This is a genomic window from Streptomyces sp. NPDC050806, assembly GCF_055586425.1.
Genome location: NZ_JBVJIF010000009.1, coordinates 91,940 through 108,224, shown reverse-complemented (window position 1 = coordinate 108,224; position 16,285 = coordinate 91,940). Strand labels below are relative to the sequence as shown.

Below are 16,285 nucleotides of genomic sequence, written 5' to 3'. Positions count from 1 at the left end.
GGGAGCAGAACAGCAGAACAGCGGTGCGGAAGGGGGCGCGGTGGGCGCGGGGGAGGCCGACGTACGGGGAGCGGGGCCTTCGAGCCCGGAGGGAACCCTGGAGGGGACCCGCAGGGAACCTGGAGGCGACCTGGTGCCTTCGAAACCGAGGCCCTGGGAGGGCTCAGCCGCGGGGGAGTACGGGGCGGCGCAGACCGTGCCCGGTCGCGGCCTCGTACGCGGCTCCGGCCTGCAGAACGGTCAACTCGGCCCGCGGCGCGGCGACGACCTGCAGGCCGACCGGCAGGCCGCCGGGCGTGAACCCGGCCGGCACGGACAGCGCGGGCGCGCCGAGAACGGTGACGAAGTACGCCGAACGCATCCAGTCCAGATAGGTCCGCTGCGGCTGCCCGGCGATCGAGGCCGGGTACTCCAGGTCGATGTCGAACGGCACGACCTGGCTGACCGGCGCGAGCAGCACGTCGTACCGCGAGAAGAAGTCCACGGCGGCGAGGTGGATGCGGGCGTGCGCGGCGGTGGCACGCGCCAGGTCGGCACCGGTGAGCCGGCGCCCCTCCTCGATGTTCCACACCAGGCTGGGCTTGAGCGCGCCGGGATGCGCGTCGAGAAGCCCGCCGAGCCCCAGCGCGAACTCCTGCGCCCGCAGCGTACGGAAGACCTCCTCGGCCCCGTCCAGGTCCGGGCAGTCCTCGGTGACCCGGCAGCCCAGCTCCTCGAAGACCTGGACCTGCGGCTCCAGTACCGCCGTGACCTCCGGATCGACCGGCACCCGGCCGCCCAGATCGGGCGTCCACGCGACCCGCAGTCCGCTCAGGTCCCGCTCCAGCGGCGCGCGGAAGGCGGCGCCCGGCGTCTCCAGCGTGAGCGGACAGCGCGGATCGGGCCCGGCCATCACCGAGAGCAGCAGCGCCGTGTCCGCGACGGTACGTCCCAACGGCCCCGCGACGGCCATGGTGTCCCAGGGATTGCCCTTGGGCAGGGCCGGCACCCGCCCCGGCGTCGGCCGCAGCCCGACCACGTTGCAGAAGGAAGCGGGGTTGCGCAGCGAGCCGCCCATGTCGGAGCCGTCGGCGAGGGGGTGCAGCCCGGCGGCGAGCGCGGCCGCGGCGCCGCCGCTGCTGCCGCCGGCCGTGCGCGTCGGGTCGTACGGATTCCGGGTGGCGCCGAAGACCGGGTTGAAGGTGTGCGAACCGGCCGCGAACTCCGGCACGTTGGTCTTGCCGATCCGGATCGCACCGGCCGCCTGGATGCGCTCCACGAGAACTTCGTCCTCGTCGGGCACATGATCGGCGAAGAGCGGCGACCCGTGAGTCGTCCGCATACCGCGCGTCAGGTGCGTGTCCTTGAAAGCGATGGGCAGCCCGTGCAGGGGCCCCGGCTCGTCGCCCCGGGCGAGCCGGTCGTCGGCGTCGCGTGCGGCGGCCAGCGCACCGTCGGGGTCGACCGTGACGACGGCATTGACCTGCGGGTTGACGTGCTCGATCCGGTCCAGATGGGCCTGCACGACCTCCCGGGCCGACAGCTCGCGCTTACGGATCCGGGCAGCGAGTTCGGTGGCCGGGGCATACGTGATCTCGTCCGTCATGACCGTCCTAGACGTCCTGGAGCAGCGGCGTGGATGGTGGCTCATCCTGAAGTCACCTGCCGGAAACGGTCAAGAGTCATGCTGCAATGAACTTTCCAGACACAGCACCCGCCTTACTGACGCTTACAGTCGCCCCTCCACTGCCCACCACTGCCGCCGCCCCGGCGAAACGCCCACGCTCGCCTGTTCAACGGACGGGCAGGGCCTGCTCGGTGGACTGACCTGGCAGTGCCTGCCCGGCGGACTGGCAGCGGGATGAGCGAGGGGCATACGGGTGCAGTGGAGGGGCATACGGGTGCAGCGATCGCGACCGTGACCGCAACTGAGGAGGCGAGCCGCGCCCGAACCACTCGTTCCTCGCCAGCCCCGCCAGCCCCGCCAGCCCCGCTCGTCCGCAACTACGCGGACAACGACCGCATCAGCGGCTACGCGGACAACGACCGCATCAGCGGCGTGGGCGTGGCGCTCCGCTTCATGGCCGCCACCACCAGGTGCGAGCTGACCGCCTCGACGTGGCGTACCCACGGCTCCTCGGTGAGGAAGGCGTGCAGCGCCGTCATCGACGGCTGCGTGACGTCCACCAGCAGTTGGTGCTCGCCCATCACCACCGCCGCGTACCGCACCAGCGGCGACTCGGTCAGCAACCGGCCCACGGCCTCGACCGCGTCGGGCCGGGTCCGGATCCACAACAGCGCCTCGACCGGCAGCCCCAGCAGGGCCGGCTCCACGGCGGCCCTGATCGACACCGCGCCCGAGCGGGTCAGCGCCTCCACCCGGCGCCGCGCGGTCGCCTCGGACACCCCCGCGAGCGCCGCCAACTCCTCGTGGGTGCGCCGCCCGTCCTCGGCCAGCGCCTCCACGATGCGCCGCTCCTCGGGGCTCAGCTCCTCGGCCGGCGCCCCCGCCTCCTCGGGGCGGGCCGGGAACCGCGCCAGCGTCGCCACCTCCGCCTCGTCCAGGATCCCGGGGTGCCAGTCGTGGACCGTACGGAAGTACCGCAGTACGGGGGAGACGCGCTGGGCGAGCAGGCCCGGTACCGGCGGGGCCTCGTCCAGCATCAGCGCGGCGAGCCGGCCCGGCGGGCACTGCACCTCCGCCACGCAGTCCGGCGGCCCGGACAGTACGTAGCTGAAGATCGTGTCGGCCCGGCCCGCCATGGCCAGCGCCGCGTCCCGGGCCGTACCCGGCGGGCAGCCGAGGCGGACGATCGCGGTCTCGCCGCGTGCGACCAGGCCGGTGACCGTCACCTGTCCGCTGTCCAGCAGGTGCAGGCCGCGGCGTGCGACGGTGCGCTCGGGCTCGCCCAGCGCGGCGGCGATGCGGCGCCAGGAGGCCCGGCCGTCGATCTGCAGCGCGGCGATGATCCGGCGGTCCAGGGCGTCGGGCCCTTGGCCCGTGTCGGCAGCGGTCACGCGTTCACAGTAACGAGAGCGGTGATGACAGTAACGAGGACGGTGATCACAGTGACGGGGGCGGTGATGACAGTAACGAGGGCGGGGATGGGGGTGATGGCGGCGTCGGGGCGATGGGCGAAGCCCGAGCCGGCGATGCGGGATGGGGTGCTCTGCGGTCGGGGCGCGGGGCGGTCGGCGTGCGATTGCGATGTGGTCGGGGTGCGGGGTGCGTGGGGTGTGGGCCGCGTGGGTCCTCTTTTTACGGCAACGATTACCGAGGGTCAGATCGTGCCCCGAGTCAACTACGCATTGTGATTGTACGCCCTGTGAGGTAAATACGGCCTCTCTCCTAGACTGGTGGCGTGAGCGAGCGCCCCCAGAACGACGACCCCGACCCGATCCCGGACCCGGACGAGGTCTCCGACGCCTTCGAGGAGATGGTCGGAGCCGAGACCGACCGGGACCCCGACCTCGCGGTGATCGAGGCCGGCAGCCGCACGTTGCGGGCCCAGGCCGGACCGCCGACGAGCGACATCCCCGCGCGCCCCGAGGACCCCGAGGTGGACCGCGCGCTGCGCGCCGTGGAGACCGAGCTGGCGACCCGGTGGGGCGAGACCAAGCTCGACCCTTCGGTGCAGCGCATCGCGGCCCTGATGGACATCCTCGGGGAGCCGCAGCGTTCGTACCGTTCCATTCACATCACCGGGACGAACGGCAAGACCAGCACGGCCCGCATGGTCGAGGCGCTGCTGGCCGCCTTCGACCTGCGTACCGGGCGCTACACCAGCCCGCACGTGCAGTCGATCACCGAGCGGATCAGCCTGGACGGCGCCCCGATCTCCGCCGAGAAGTTCATCGAGACGTACGAGGACATCAAGCCGTACGTGGAGATGGTGGACCAGCGCGAGGACTACCGGCTGTCCTTCTTCGAGGTGATGACCGGCATGGCGTACGCCGCGTTCGCGGACGCGCCGGTGGACATCGCGGTCGTGGAGGTCGGGATGGGGGGCAAGTGGGATGCCACGAATGTGATCGATGGTGACGTCGCCGTCGTGACGCCCATTTCGCTGGACCACACCGACCGGCTGGGCGATACGCCGGAGGCGATCGCGGGCGAGAAGTCCGGGATCATCAAGAAGGACGCCACTGTTGTGCTCGCGCAGCAGCCGGTGGAGGCGGCGTCGGTGATGCTCAAGCACGCCGTCGAGGTGGATGCCACGGTGGCCCGCGAGGGCATGGAGTTCGGCGTGCTGCACCGCGAGGTCGCGGTCGGCGGGCAGATGCTGACGCTGCGCGGCCTGGGCGGCGAGTACACCGACATCTTCCTGCCGCTGTACGGCGCGCACCAGGCGCACAACGCGGCCGTCGCGCTCGCCGCGGTGGAGGCGTTCTTCGGGGTCGGTACGCAGCACTCCCGCACGCTGGACATCGACACCATCCGTACCGCGTTCGCCGCGGTGTCCTCGCCGGGCCGCATGGAGGTCGTGCGCCGGAGCCCCACGGTGGTGCTGGACGCGGCGCACAACCCCGCGGGCGCCCGCGTGACCGCCGAAGCGGTGACCGAGGCGTTCGGTTTCAGCCGTCTTGTGGGCGTGGTCGGCGCGAGCGCGGACAAGGACGTACGAGGGCTGCTGGAGGCGTTCGAGCCGGTCTTCGCGGAGATCGTGGTGACGCGGAACAGCACGCCCCGTTCGATGGACCCGGACGAGCTGGCCGGTATCGCGGTCGAGGTGTTCGGCGCCGAGCGGGTCCAGGTCGAGCCGCGGCTCGACGACGCCCTGGAGGCGGCCATCACGCTGGCCGAGGAAGAGGGCGAGTACAGCGGCGCCGGTGTGCTGGTCACCGGCTCCGTGATCACGGTCGGCGAGGCCCGGCTGCTCCTGGGGAGGAACTGACATGCGCACCTTGTGTGCGAGCACCCTGATCGGCGAGTTCTTCGTGATCGGCTTCGCGGCGCTGGTCGCGATGCAGACCTCGGATCTGTCCGCGGTCACGGTCTGGACGGTCAGCGGCATCGCCATGCTGGTGTCGCTGCTGCTGTGCGGCATGATCTCCCGGCCCGGCGGGGTGGCGCTCGGCTGGGTGCTGCAGATCGCGCTGATCGCCAGCGGTGTGGTCGTGCCGACGATGTACTTCCTCGGCGCGGTCTTCGCCGCCCTGTGGTGGGCCTCGGTCCACTTCGGCCGCAAGATCGACGAGGCGAAGGCCCGCTGGGCGGCCCAGGCGGACACCACGGCCCAAGCGGCCACCACGGACCGGGCGGCCGGCGCGGAGCCGGACCCCGCCTGAGCCCGGTAACCGCCCGAGGGCCGGGTCGGTTCCCTTCGGGCCCGGCTCCGGTTCCGGTTCGGTTCCGGACCTGAGTCCGTACGCGGTCTCTCACCTGAGTCCGTACGCGGCCTTCCCGCCTTGAGTCCACCCGAGTCCGTACGCGGTCTCTCCGCAGCCTCCCGACCCTGGCCCGCCCCCCCCGGCCGGCCCCGGGCCCGCCCCCCGGTCCGGGCGGGCGGCCCATGTAGCCTCCTCGGCACACCCGTAACTCTCTGTACTGCAAGGAGCCCCACCGATGAGCCAGCGCACCCTCGTCCTTCTCAAGCCGGACGCCGTCCGGCGTGGCCTGGTCGGCGAGATCCTGGGCCGCATCGAGCGGAAGGCGGGCTGGACGATCGGCGCGCTGGAGCTGCGCACCCTCGACCGCGCGGTGCTGGAGCAGCACTACGCCGAGCACGTCGGCCGGGATTTCTACGAGCCGCTGGTGGCCTTCATGTCCTCCGGTCCGGTCGTTTCTCTGGTCGTGGAAGGCGAGCGGGTGATTGAGGGCGTACGCCAGTTGGCTGGTCCTACCGACCCGATCAAGGCGCCGAGCGGGTCCATTCGGGGCGACTTCGGGACAATCACCCGGGAAAATCTCATTCACGCGTCCGATTCCGAAGAGTCGGCGGAGCGCGAGATCAAGATTTTCTTCCCCGGCCTGTCCTGACGGGGCGTCAGGGGGAAACCCGCTGCCACCTGGGGCGACCGAAGAAATTCGGTCGCCCTTCGGCATATGTACAGCCATCGGGGGAACGCATCACCCCGACACGACGTCACCATTAAGGGGGGCGGGTACGTGTTCCGCTGACAATGGCGGAGGAACCCCGCACCGCGTTCGAGCGGACGGGCCTTCCCGGACTACCATGAAGGCTTCCGCGCGTCAGCGCATCACCTCCTGCCGACCTCCAGTAAGCATTCGCTCCAGTTGGGAAGGCCAGACGTATCCTCATGGGGAACAACATGTCGTTCATCGGCCGTGACATGGCTGTCGACCTCGGCACCGCCAACACGCTGGTGTACGTCAGGGGTCGAGGGATCGTTCTCAACGAACCGTCGGTCGTGGCCATCAACACCAACACCGGCGGGATCCTCGCCGTGGGCGCCGAGGCCAAGAAGATGATCGGCCGCACCCCTGGCAACATCGTGGCCGTCCGCCCGCTCAAGGACGGCGTGATCGCCGACTTCGAGATCACCGAGCGGATGCTCCGCTACTTCATCCTCAAGATCCACAAGCGCCGGTACCTCGCCCGGCCGCGGGTCGTCGTCTGTGTGCCGTCCGGCATCACAGGTGTCGAGCGCCGTGCCGTCATCGAGGCGTCCACCCAGGCCGGCGCCCGACAGGTGCACATCATCGAGGAGCCCATGGCCGCGGCCATCGGTTCCGGGCTGCCGGTCCACGAGGCCACCGGCAACATGGTGGTGGACATCGGCGGCGGCACGACCGAGGTCGCCGTGATCTCGCTCGGCGGAATCGTCACGGCGCAGTCGATCCGGGTGGCCGGCGACGAGCTGGACAACGCGATCATCCAGCACATCAAGAAGGAGTACAGCCTCCTCCTCGGTGAGCGGACGGCCGAGAGCATCAAGATCACGATCGGTTCGGCGTACGACCTCGACCAGGACGAGCACACCGAGATCCGCGGCCGTGACCTGGTCTCGGGCCTGCCCAAGACCGTGGTGATCTCCGCGGCCGAGGTCCGCAAGGCCATCGAGGAGCCGGTCAACTCCATCGTCGATGCCGTGAAGACGACCCTCGACAAGTGCCCGCCGGAGCTGTCCGGCGATGTCATGGACCGCGGGATCGTGCTCACCGGCGGCGGGGCCCTGCTCCGCGGCCTGGACGAGCGGCTCCGCCGGGAGACCGGCATGCCGATCCACATCGCCGAGGACCCGCTGGACTCCGTGGCGCTCGGTTCGGGCAAGTGCGTGGAGGAGTTCGAGGCACTGCAGCAGGTGCTCGACTCGCAGCCGCGCAGATGACCACGATCGGCGATCCGCCGTACGGCCACCTGCCGGTCCCGTACGGCGGATCGCTGATATACAGACAGCACACACTCACCGCACTTCCGTAGCACCCCCCACCCCTCCGCTCCCGCCTCCCGCTTTTCCGCAGTACCGGTAGTACAGGCACCTTCGGTACCGCCCTCTCGCGGCGGTCCCGCGCACAACTGCAATACAGGCACAACCCAGATCCCCAGCGAGACCGGCGCGGGCCCGCAGCCGGCCGGTCCTACGAGGAAGGACACGGCCGCCGCACGTGAGGGACACACGAGAGAGCCGGCTCCTGCTGGTGCTGCTGGTCGCGATCGCGTTCGCACTGATCACGGTGGACATCCGCGGCGGCGAGCAGTCCCCGCTGCAGGGTGCCCGGCAGGTCGCGGCCTCTGCCTTCGGGCCGGTCGAGACCGGTGTCGCCTCGGTCGTGGACCCGGTCGGCAACGCCGTCGACGCGGTACGCGACTCGGACGGCCGGCACAGCCGAATCGCCGAACTGGAACGCCAGAACGCCGCCCTGAAGTCCAAATTGGGCTCCTCCGACCGCGACCGGGTGCGCGCCGCCGAGCTGGACAAGATGCTCAAGACCGCCGGCGCCGGCCAGTACGCCATCAAGGGCGCCCAGGTCATCGCCATAGGAGCCACGCAGGGCTTCTCCTGGACCGTCACCGTCGACGCCGGCACCAAGGACGGCATCGCCCGTGACATGACCGTGCTGAACGGCGACGGGCTGGTCGGCCGGGTCACCACCGTCGGCCCCAACACCGCCACGGTCCTGCTCGCCATCGACCCGGACTTCACCGTCGGCACCCGCATGGAGAAGACCAACGAGATCGGCTTCGCCAACGGCCAGGGCGGCGGACCGCTGCGCGTCCAGCTCCTCAACGGCAAGGCGAACGTGAAGAAGGGCGACCGGATGGTGACCTTCGGCTCCAGCGAGGGCAAGCCGTTCGTGCCCGGCGTGCCGGTCGGCACCATCACCCACGTCGGCAGCGCCAACGGCGACCTCACCCGCACGGTCCAGGTCGAGCCGTTCGCCGGCTTCTCCCGCCTGGACGTGGTCGGCGTCGTGGTGCAGCCGCCGCGCGACAACCCGCGTGACACGGTCCTGCCGCCCAAGCCCGCCAAGCCCAAGCCCACCCCGACGGTCACCGTGACCGCCAAGCCCAAGCCTTCCTCGAGCGGCGCCCCCAGGAGCTGAGCCCGATGCGCATCAACCGGATCCTCCTCTCCACCGTCCTCGTGGCCGTGGCCCTCGTCGTCCAGGTGGGTGTGCTCGCCCGGCTCCACCTGCCCGGAGCCGTGCCGGACCTGGTCCTGCTGGTCGTCCTCGGCCTGGCCATGGTCTACGGCCATGTCGCCGGGGCGTTCATCGGCTTCGGCGCCGGGCTCCTCGCCGACCTGGCGCCGCCCTCGGACCACGCGATCGGCCGGTACGCCCTCGTCCTGTGCGTCATCGGCTACGTCGCCGGGCTCACCAAGCCCGACAAGAGCCAGCACCGCTCCGCCTCGATGCCGCTCATCGTGGTGGTGTGCGCGGCCATCGGCTCGACGCTGCTCTACGCCGGTGTCGGCTCGCTGGCCGGCGACAACGCGGGGCACACCGTCGGCATCCCGATGCTGCTGTTCACCGCCACCCTCTACGACCTGGTGCTCGCGCCCTTCAGCGTCCCGCTGGTGATGGCGCTGGCCCGCCGCTCGGAGAAACCGCTGGCGGGCGAGAGTTCCGGCGGCACCCAGTCCGGGCCGATGGCGGGCGAGGCCGCGTACGGCTGGCTCTCCACCGGCAGCGGGCTGCGCATGAGCCGGTCCGGGCGGGGCGGCCGGACGCCGCGCATCGGCAGCCAGCGCGGCGGCCTGCTCGGCGGCCGGAAGCCGGCCCGCATCAAGGGGGTCAAGCGCCTGTGAGCCACACACCGTTCCGGGCCCGAGGGGGGGCGGCGCAAATGAGCAACGCCCACCCTCCCCCAGCTGACGCTGGGCGGTGCCCCCAGCCCGACCACCGCCCCTCAAGGAGGCGCTGCGCGCCGTGAGCAATATCCCTGAGACGGGCCGGACCTCCCGCGTCACCGTCCGCCTGGTCGCCATCCAGATCCTGGTGTTCTCGCTGCTGCTCACCCTCGGCGGCCGGCTCTGGTACCTCCAGATCCGCAACGGCGACGAGTACGCCGCCGAGGCCAGCGGCAACCACGTCCAGCAGGTCGTCGACCCGGCCGTGCGCGGCTCGATCCTCGACGCCCGCGGCGTGCCGCTCGCCGACAACGAGACCCGCCTGGTCGTCTCCGCCAGCCGTACCGCGCTGATGAAGATGGACGACGAGGGCAAGGCCGTGCTGACGCGCCTGGCGCACGTGCTGGGCATGTCGTACACGGACGTCAAGAACAAGGTCCGGCTGTGCGACGCCAAGACGCCGCAGCCGTGCTGGAACGGCTCGCCGTTCCAGCCCATCCCGATCACGGACGAGGCCACCACCCAGCAGGCCCTGAAGATCCGTGAGAGCAGCGAGGACTTCCCCGGCATCTCCGCCGAGCCGACCGCGGTGCGCCGCTACCCGGCCCCGGCCAAGGGGAAGACCTCCCAGGTGCTCGGCTATCTCTCGCCGGTCACCGACGAGGAGATCCAGAAGGCCGAGCACACGAACTCGCCGTTCCTGCGCTCGGACATGGTCGGCCGCTCGGGCCTGGAGCGTACGTACGACAGTGCGCTGCGCGGCAAGGCCGGCGTCACCCGTTACCAGGTCGACAACCTCGGTCGCGTCATGGGCAAGGCCAAGAGCGATCCGGCGCGGCCCGGGGACAACGTCGTCACCTCGATAGACGCCCGTGTGCAGGCCGTCGCCGAGAAGGAGCTCCACCAGGCGATGGTGGAGGCCCGCAAGCAGCACGACCGGAACACCGGCACGAACTACAAGGCGGACGCCGGTGCCGTGGTCGTCATGGAGAACAAGACCGGCCGGGTCGTCTCGATGGCCTCGCAGCCGGACTACGACCCGAACTCCTGGGTCGGCGGCATCTCCGCGAAGGACTACGCCGAGCTGACCGGGAAGAAGTCCAACTATCCGCTGCTGAACCGGGCGATCCAGGGCCAGGCGGCGCCCGGCTCGATCTTCAAGGTCATCTCGTCCTCGGCCGCGGTCAACGCCGGCTACCCGTTCAACGGCCGGTACAACTGCGCCAGCTCGTACAACGTGGGCGGGCAGGTCTTCAAGAACTTCGAGTCCGAGAGCCACGGCTCGATCACCCTCGGCCGGGCGCTGGAGGTCTCCTGCGACACGGTGTTCTACGACCTGGCGTACAAGCAGTGGGTCAAGGACGGCGGCAACAAGCCCAAGAAGGCCACCGCCGACTGGTTCTACAAGACCGCGCACCAGTTCGGTCTCGGCAAGGAGACCGGCATCGACCTGCCCAACGAGGTCAAGGGCCGGGTGCCGGACCGCCAGTGGAAGAAGGACTTCTGGAAGGCCAACAAGGACCAGTGGTGCAAGAACGGCAAGAAGGGCGGCAGCTACACCGAGCGCATCGCCTATGAGAGCTGTCTCGAAGGCATGAAAATGCGTGCCGGTGACTCGGTCAACTACTCCATCGGGCAGGGCGACACCCTGGTGACGCCGATCCAGATGGCGACGATCTACGCGGCCATCGCCAACGGCGGCACGCTGCACGACCCGACGATCGGCAAGGCGATCATCAGCGCCGACGGCAAGAAGGTCCGGGACATCGAGCCGCAGGCGCACGGGAAGCTGCCGGACACGCCGAAGACGCTGAAGCAGATCGACAAGGCGCTGGCCGGTGTGGCCACCCGCGGTACCGCCGCCTGGCGGTTCCAGAACTGGCCGCAGAAGCAGATCCCGATGCACGCCAAGACCGGTACCGCCGAGGTCTACGGCAAGCAGACGACGTCGTGGTTCGCCACGTACACCAAGGACTTCACGATCGTCATGACGATCTCCCAGGGTGGTACCGGCTCCGGCGCCTCGGGTCCGGCCGTGCGCAAGATCTACGACGCGCTGTACGGCGTGGACGCCAAGGGCGACATCCACAAGGACAAGGCGCTGCTGTCCGGGCCGCAGGCGGATCTGCCGCGGATCGACCGGGACGGCAACATCGAGTCCGGGAAGCTGACCAAGCCGATCGTCAACGACGAGAAGAAGCCGGAAGAGGCGGTCCAGTGACCAGCAGCAGCTACGCCATCCGGCGCTACGCCCCCGAGCGCGGTGTCTGGAGCAAGCTCACCGCGCGGGACTCCGTGATCTGGCGGCTGGACTGGATACTGCTCTTCTCCTGCCTGGCCCTCTCGCTCATCGGCGCGGTGCTGGTCTTCTCCGCCACCCGCAACCGCATCGAGCTGAACCACGGCGACCAGTATTCGTACGTCCTGAAGCACCTGCTCAACACCGGTATCGGCGTCGCGCTCGCGGCCGGCACGGTGTGGCTCGGCCACCGCACCCTGCGGGGCGCCGTGCCGATCCTGTACGGCCTCTCGCTGCTGCTGTCGGCGCTGGTGCTCACCCCGCTCGGCGCGACCATCAACGGCTCCCGGTCCTGGCTGGCCATCCCCGGCGGGCTCTCCCTGCAGCCCGCCGAGTTCGCGAAGATCACCATCACGCTCGGCATGGCGATGGTGCTCGCGGCCAAGGGCGACGCGGGCGACCGGGAACATCCGGGGCACCGCACCGTGCTGCAGGCGCTCGGCATCGCCCTGGTGCCGATGGCGGTCATCATGCTGATGCCGGACCTCGGCTCGGTCATGGTGCTCGGCACGATCGTGCTCGCCGTGCTGCTCGCCTCCGGCTCGTCCAACCGCTGGGTCATCGGGCTGGTCACGCTGGGCGTCGTGGGCTGTCTGGCCGTCTGGCAGCTGCACCTGCTGGACGACTACCAGATCGCCCGGTTCGCGGCCTTCGCCAACCCGAGCCTGGACCCGGCCGGCGTCGGCTACAACACCAACCAGGCCCGTATCGCCATCGGCTCCGGCGGCCTCTTCGGCGCGGGGCTGTTCCAGGGCTCCCAGACCACCGGGCAGTTCGTGCCGGAGCAGCAGACGGACTTCATCTTCACGGTCGCCGGTGAGGAGCTGGGCTTCCTCGGCGCCGGGCTGATCATCTTCCTGCTGGGTGTGGTGCTCTGGCGTGCCTGCCGGATCGCGCGGGAGTCCTCCGAGCTGTACAGCACGATCGTCGCGGCCGGCGTCATCGCCTGGTTCGCCTTCCAGGCCTTCGAGAACATCGGGATGACGCTGGGGATCATGCCGGTCACCGGTCTGCCGCTGCCCTTCGTGTCCTACGGCGGTACGTCGATGTTCGCGGTGTGGATCGCCATAGGACTACTGCAGTCGATCAAGGTGCAGCGGCCCGTCTCCGCCTGACCTCCCGTCAGCACGGCCCGTGGTCCGGTTCCCCTCCAGGGGGCCGGACCACAGACGTTCCGGGGCGTCTACCCAGTTCCCGCGGACACGGACTGTGACAGGTCTTACGTGGCGGTAACGCCGTCCGGGCGGCATGCTGTCGCGGAACAGCTTCAGCGAGACGACAGTCCGCATCCCGAGACAGAGTTCCGTATCCGCACGCAGGCGCCCCGCATGCCGCCCCGTCAGGAGAAGTCAGCTCCCATGTTCTCGAAGGTCCTGGTCGCCAACCGTGGCGAAATCGCTATTCGCGCCTTCCGCGCCGCCTATGAACTGGGCGCGCAGACCGTCGCGGTCTTTCCCTACGAGGATCGCAACTCCGGCCACCGTCTCAAGGCGGACGAGGCCTATCAGATCGGCGAGGCCGGCCATCCGGTGCGCGCGTACCTCTCGGTCGACGAGATCGTCCGCGCCGCGCGGCAGGCCGGCGCCGACGCCGTCTACCCCGGCTACGGGTTCCTCTCCGAGAACCCCGACCTGGCCGCCGCCTGCGCGGAGCAGGGCATCACCTTCGTCGGCCCCTCCACCGAGGTACTGGAGCTGACCGGCAACAAGGCGCGCGCCATCGCCGCCGCCAAGGCCGCCGGGCTGCCCGTCCTCGCCTCCTCCGCACCCTCCTCGGACGTCGAGGAGCTGATGGCGGCGGCCGAGACCATGGAGTTCCCGGTCTTCGTGAAGGCCGTGGCCGGCGGCGGCGGGCGCGGCATGCGCCGGGTCGCCGAGCGCGGCCAGCTGCGCGAGGCAGTCGAGGCGGCGGCGCGCGAGGCCGAGTCGGCCTTCGGCGACCCGACCGTCTTCCTGGAGCAGGCCGTCGTCGACCCGCGCCACATCGAGGTGCAGATCCTCGCCGACACCCACGGCGACGTGATCCACCTGTACGAGCGGGACTGCAGCGTGCAGCGCCGCCACCAGAAGGTCATCGAGCTGGCCCCGGCCCCGAACCTCGACCCCGAGCTGCGCGAACGCATCTGCGCCGACGCGGTCGCCTTCGCCCGGCAGATCGGCTACACCTGCGCCGGTACGGTCGAATTCCTCGTCGACGCGCGCGGCAACCACGTCTTCATCGAGATGAACCCCCGCATCCAGGTCGAGCACACCGTCACCGAAGAAGTGACCGACGTCGACCTCGTGCAGTCGCAGATGCGCATCGCCGCCGGTGAATCGCTGGCCGACCTCGGGCTCAGCCAGGACAAGATCGTGCTGCGCGGCTCGGCGCTGCAGTGCCGCATCACCACCGAGGACCCCGCCAACGGCTTCCGCCCCGACACCGGCCGGATCACCGCCTACCGCTCCCCGGGCGGCGCGGGCGTCCGCCTGGACGGTGGCACCAACCTGGGCGCCGAGGTCGGCGCCCACTTCGACTCGATGCTGGTCAAGCTGTCCTGCCGGGGCCGGGACTTCGCGACCGCGGTGGGCCGGGCACGGCGCGCCGTCACCGAGTTCCGTATCCGCGGCGTCGCCACCAACATCCCGTTCCTCCAGGCGGTGCTGGACACCCCGGACTTCCGCGAAGGCAGGGTCACCACCTCCTTCATCGAGCAGCACCCCGAACTGCTCACCCAGCGCGGCTCCGCCGACCGCGGCACCCGCATCCTCGAATACCTCGCCGACGTCACGGTCAACAAGCCGCACGGCGAACGCCCCCTGAGCATCGCGCCGCACGAGAAGCTGCCCGCGATCGACACCTCGGGCCCCGTCCCGGACGGCTCCCGGCAGCGGCTCCTGCAGCTCGGCCCCGAGGGCTTCGCCGCCGACCTGCGCGCCCGGCCCGCGCTCGGCGTCACCGACACCACCTTCCGCGACGCCCACCAGTCCCTGCTGGCCACCCGCGTCCGTACGAAGGACCTGCTGGAGGTCGCCGGGCACGTCGCCCGCACCACCCCCGAACTGCTGTCCCTCGAAGCGTGGGGCGGCGCGACGTACGACGTGGCGCTGCGCTTCCTGTACGAGGACCCGTGGGAGCGGCTGGCGGCGCTGCGCGAGGCGGTGCCCAACATCTGTCTGCAGATGCTGCTGCGCGGCCGCAACACCGTCGGCTACACCCCGTACCCCGAACAGGTCACCCGCTCCTTCGTGCAGGAGGCGGCGGACACCGGCATCGACATCTTCCGGATCTTCGACGCGCTCAACAACGTCGACCAGATGCGCCCGGCCATCGACGCGGTACGCGAGACCGGTACGGCCGTCGCCGAGGTCGCCCTGAGCTACACCGGCGACCTCGCCGACCCCGGCGAGAAGCTCTACACCCTCGACTACTACCTCCGCCTCGCCGAGCAGATCGTCGACGCCGGCGCGCACGTCCTCGCCATCAAGGACATGGCCGGCCTGCTCCGCGCGCCCGCCGCGAAGAAGCTGGTCACCGCCCTCCGCGAGAACTTCGACCTGCCCGTCCACATCCACACCCACGACACCCCGGGCGGCCAGCTCGCCACCTACCTCGCGGGCTGGGAGGCGGGCGCCGACGCGGTCGACGGCGCCTCCGCCGCACTGGCCGGTACGACCAGCCAGCCGGCCCTCTCCGCGATCGTGGCCGCCGCCGCGCACACCGACCGGGACACCGGCATCGACCTCGGCGCCGTCTGCGCCCTGGAGCCGTACTGGGAGGCCGTACGCAAGGTCTACGCGCCCTTCGAGGCGGGCCTGCCCGCCCCCACCGGACGCGTGTACGAGCACGAGATCCCCGGCGGGCAGCTCTCCAACCTCCGCCAGCAGGCCATCGCACTCGGCCTCGGCGACCGCTTCGAGGAGATCGAGAAGGCGTACGCGGGCGCCGACCGGCTCCTCGGCCGCCTGGTCAAGGTCACCCCCAGCTCCAAGGTCGTCGGCGACCTCGCGCTGTCGCTGGTGGGCGCGGGCGTGTCGACGGACGAGTTCGCCACCGACCCCGCCCGCTTCGACATCCCCGGCTCCGTCATCGGCTTCCTCCGCGGCGAACTGGGCGAACCGGCCGGCGGCTGGCCCGAGCCGCTCCGCAGCCGCGCCCTCGAAGGCCGCGCCGACGCCCCCGGCATCACCGAGCTGTCCGCCACCGAGAGCAAGCGGCTCTCCGGCACCTCCGCCGAACGCCAGGAAGTCCTCAACGAGCTGCTCTTCCCCGGCCCGGCCAAGGACTTCACCACCCACCGCGACCGCTACGGCGACACCTCCCCGCTCTCCAGCGACCTGTTCTTCTACGGGCTGCACCACGGCGAGGAGAACGTCGTACGGCTCGCCCCCGGCGTCCAGCTGCTCATCGGCCTGGAGGCCATCTCCGAGGCCGACGAGCGCGGCATGCGCACCGTGATGTGCATCCTCAACGGCCAGCTGCGGCCCATCCAGGTCCGCGACCGCGCCGTGGCCAGCGAGGTGCCCGCCGCCGAGAAGGCCGACCGCAACAACCCCGGCCACCTGCCGGCCCCGTTCGCCGGCGTGGTCACCCTCGCCGTCGAGGAGGGCCAGCAGGTCGAGGCGGGCGCCACCGTCGGCAGCATCGAGGCGATGAAGATGGAGGCCGCGATCACCGCGCCCACCGGCGGCACGGTCAGCCGCATCGCCATCTCCCCGATCGCCCAGGTCGAGGGCGGCGACCTGCTCATCGTCGTGGAGTAGCCCGGCC

Annotated in this window: 11 protein-coding genes; 9 read left to right on the top strand and 2 right to left on the bottom strand. The window is 70.7% G+C overall.

Translation table 11 applies throughout. The features are described 5' to 3' along the window. Positions 1-163: 163 nt before the first annotated feature. Both ACZ6WH_RS27735 and ACZ6WH_RS27730 read right to left on the bottom strand, forming a co-directional pair. A complete protein-coding gene (locus tag ACZ6WH_RS27735; RefSeq protein WP_469731521.1) occupies positions 164-1,585 on the bottom strand; it encodes an amidase in 1,422 nt (473 codons plus the stop codon). A gap of 425 nt (positions 1,586-2,010) precedes the next feature. Beyond that, entirely contained in the window at positions 2,011-2,997 is a 987-nt protein-coding gene (locus ACZ6WH_RS27730; protein WP_469731519.1) for an Lrp/AsnC family transcriptional regulator, read from the bottom strand. Between the two features lie 344 nt (positions 2,998-3,341). On the opposite strand from ACZ6WH_RS27730, the gene folC reads away from it, so the two are divergent. The 9 genes from folC (at position 3,342) to ACZ6WH_RS27685 (ending at position 16,278) form a co-directional block, all read left to right on the top strand. Then, the gene (gene folC / locus ACZ6WH_RS27725) at positions 3,342-4,874 is read left to right on the top strand and encodes a bifunctional tetrahydrofolate synthase/dihydrofolate synthase (RefSeq protein ID WP_432854357.1); all 1,533 of its coding nucleotides are present in this window, start codon (positions 3,342-3,344) and stop codon (positions 4,872-4,874) included. A gap of 1 nt (position 4,875) precedes the next feature. Then, on the top strand, positions 4,876-5,268 hold the full coding sequence (locus ACZ6WH_RS27720) for a DUF4233 domain-containing protein (protein ID WP_469731516.1): 393 nt from the start codon (positions 4,876-4,878) through the stop codon (positions 5,266-5,268). A 277-nt stretch (positions 5,269-5,545) separates the two neighbouring features. Next, positions 5,546-5,959 (top strand): nucleoside-diphosphate kinase, encoded by a 414-nt coding sequence (gene ndk / locus ACZ6WH_RS27715; protein WP_052866890.1) that lies wholly within the window; start codon positions 5,546-5,548, stop codon positions 5,957-5,959. 293 nt (positions 5,960-6,252) lie between these two features. After that, positions 6,253-7,272 (top strand): rod shape-determining protein, encoded by a 1,020-nt coding sequence (locus ACZ6WH_RS27710; protein ID WP_030249658.1) that lies wholly within the window; start codon positions 6,253-6,255, stop codon positions 7,270-7,272. 277 nt (positions 7,273-7,549) lie between these two features. Then, a complete protein-coding gene (gene mreC / locus ACZ6WH_RS27705) occupies positions 7,550-8,488 on the top strand; it encodes a rod shape-determining protein MreC (RefSeq protein WP_469731514.1) in 939 nt (312 codons plus the stop codon). 5 nt (positions 8,489-8,493) lie between these two features. After that, positions 8,494-9,195, top strand: coding sequence for a rod shape-determining protein MreD (gene mreD / locus ACZ6WH_RS27700; protein ID WP_432854350.1), 702 nt, complete (start codon positions 8,494-8,496; stop codon positions 9,193-9,195). Between the two features lie 121 nt (positions 9,196-9,316). Continuing rightward, positions 9,317-11,458: a penicillin-binding protein 2 gene (gene mrdA, locus ACZ6WH_RS27695; RefSeq protein WP_469731512.1), complete on the top strand. Its 2,142-nt coding sequence runs from the start codon at positions 9,317-9,319 to the stop codon at positions 11,456-11,458. Then, on the top strand, positions 11,455-12,651 hold the full coding sequence (gene rodA, locus ACZ6WH_RS27690; protein WP_469731510.1) for a rod shape-determining protein RodA: 1,197 nt from the start codon (positions 11,455-11,457) through the stop codon (positions 12,649-12,651). The genes mrdA and rodA overlap by 4 nt, the downstream gene beginning before the upstream one ends. Positions 12,652-12,894: 243 nt before the next feature. After that, positions 12,895-16,278 (top strand): pyruvate carboxylase, encoded by a 3,384-nt coding sequence (locus ACZ6WH_RS27685; protein WP_469731508.1) that lies wholly within the window; start codon positions 12,895-12,897, stop codon positions 16,276-16,278. Positions 16,279-16,285: the final 7 nt, after the last annotated feature.

Coding starts and splice junctions, on each gene's coding strand:
- ACZ6WH_RS27735 (WP_469731521.1), bottom strand. CDS start 1,585: ATGACGGACGAGATCACGTATGCCCCGGCCACCGAACTCGCTGCCCGG.
- ACZ6WH_RS27720 (WP_469731516.1), top strand. CDS start 4,876: ATGCGCACCTTGTGTGCGAGCACCCTGATCGGCGAGTTCTTCGTGATC.
- ndk (WP_052866890.1), top strand. CDS start 5,546: ATGAGCCAGCGCACCCTCGTCCTTCTCAAGCCGGACGCCGTCCGGCGT.
- ACZ6WH_RS27710 (WP_030249658.1), top strand. CDS start 6,253: ATGTCGTTCATCGGCCGTGACATGGCTGTCGACCTCGGCACCGCCAAC.
- mreD (WP_432854350.1), top strand. CDS start 8,494: ATGCGCATCAACCGGATCCTCCTCTCCACCGTCCTCGTGGCCGTGGCC.
- ACZ6WH_RS27685 (WP_469731508.1), top strand. CDS start 12,895: ATGTTCTCGAAGGTCCTGGTCGCCAACCGTGGCGAAATCGCTATTCGC.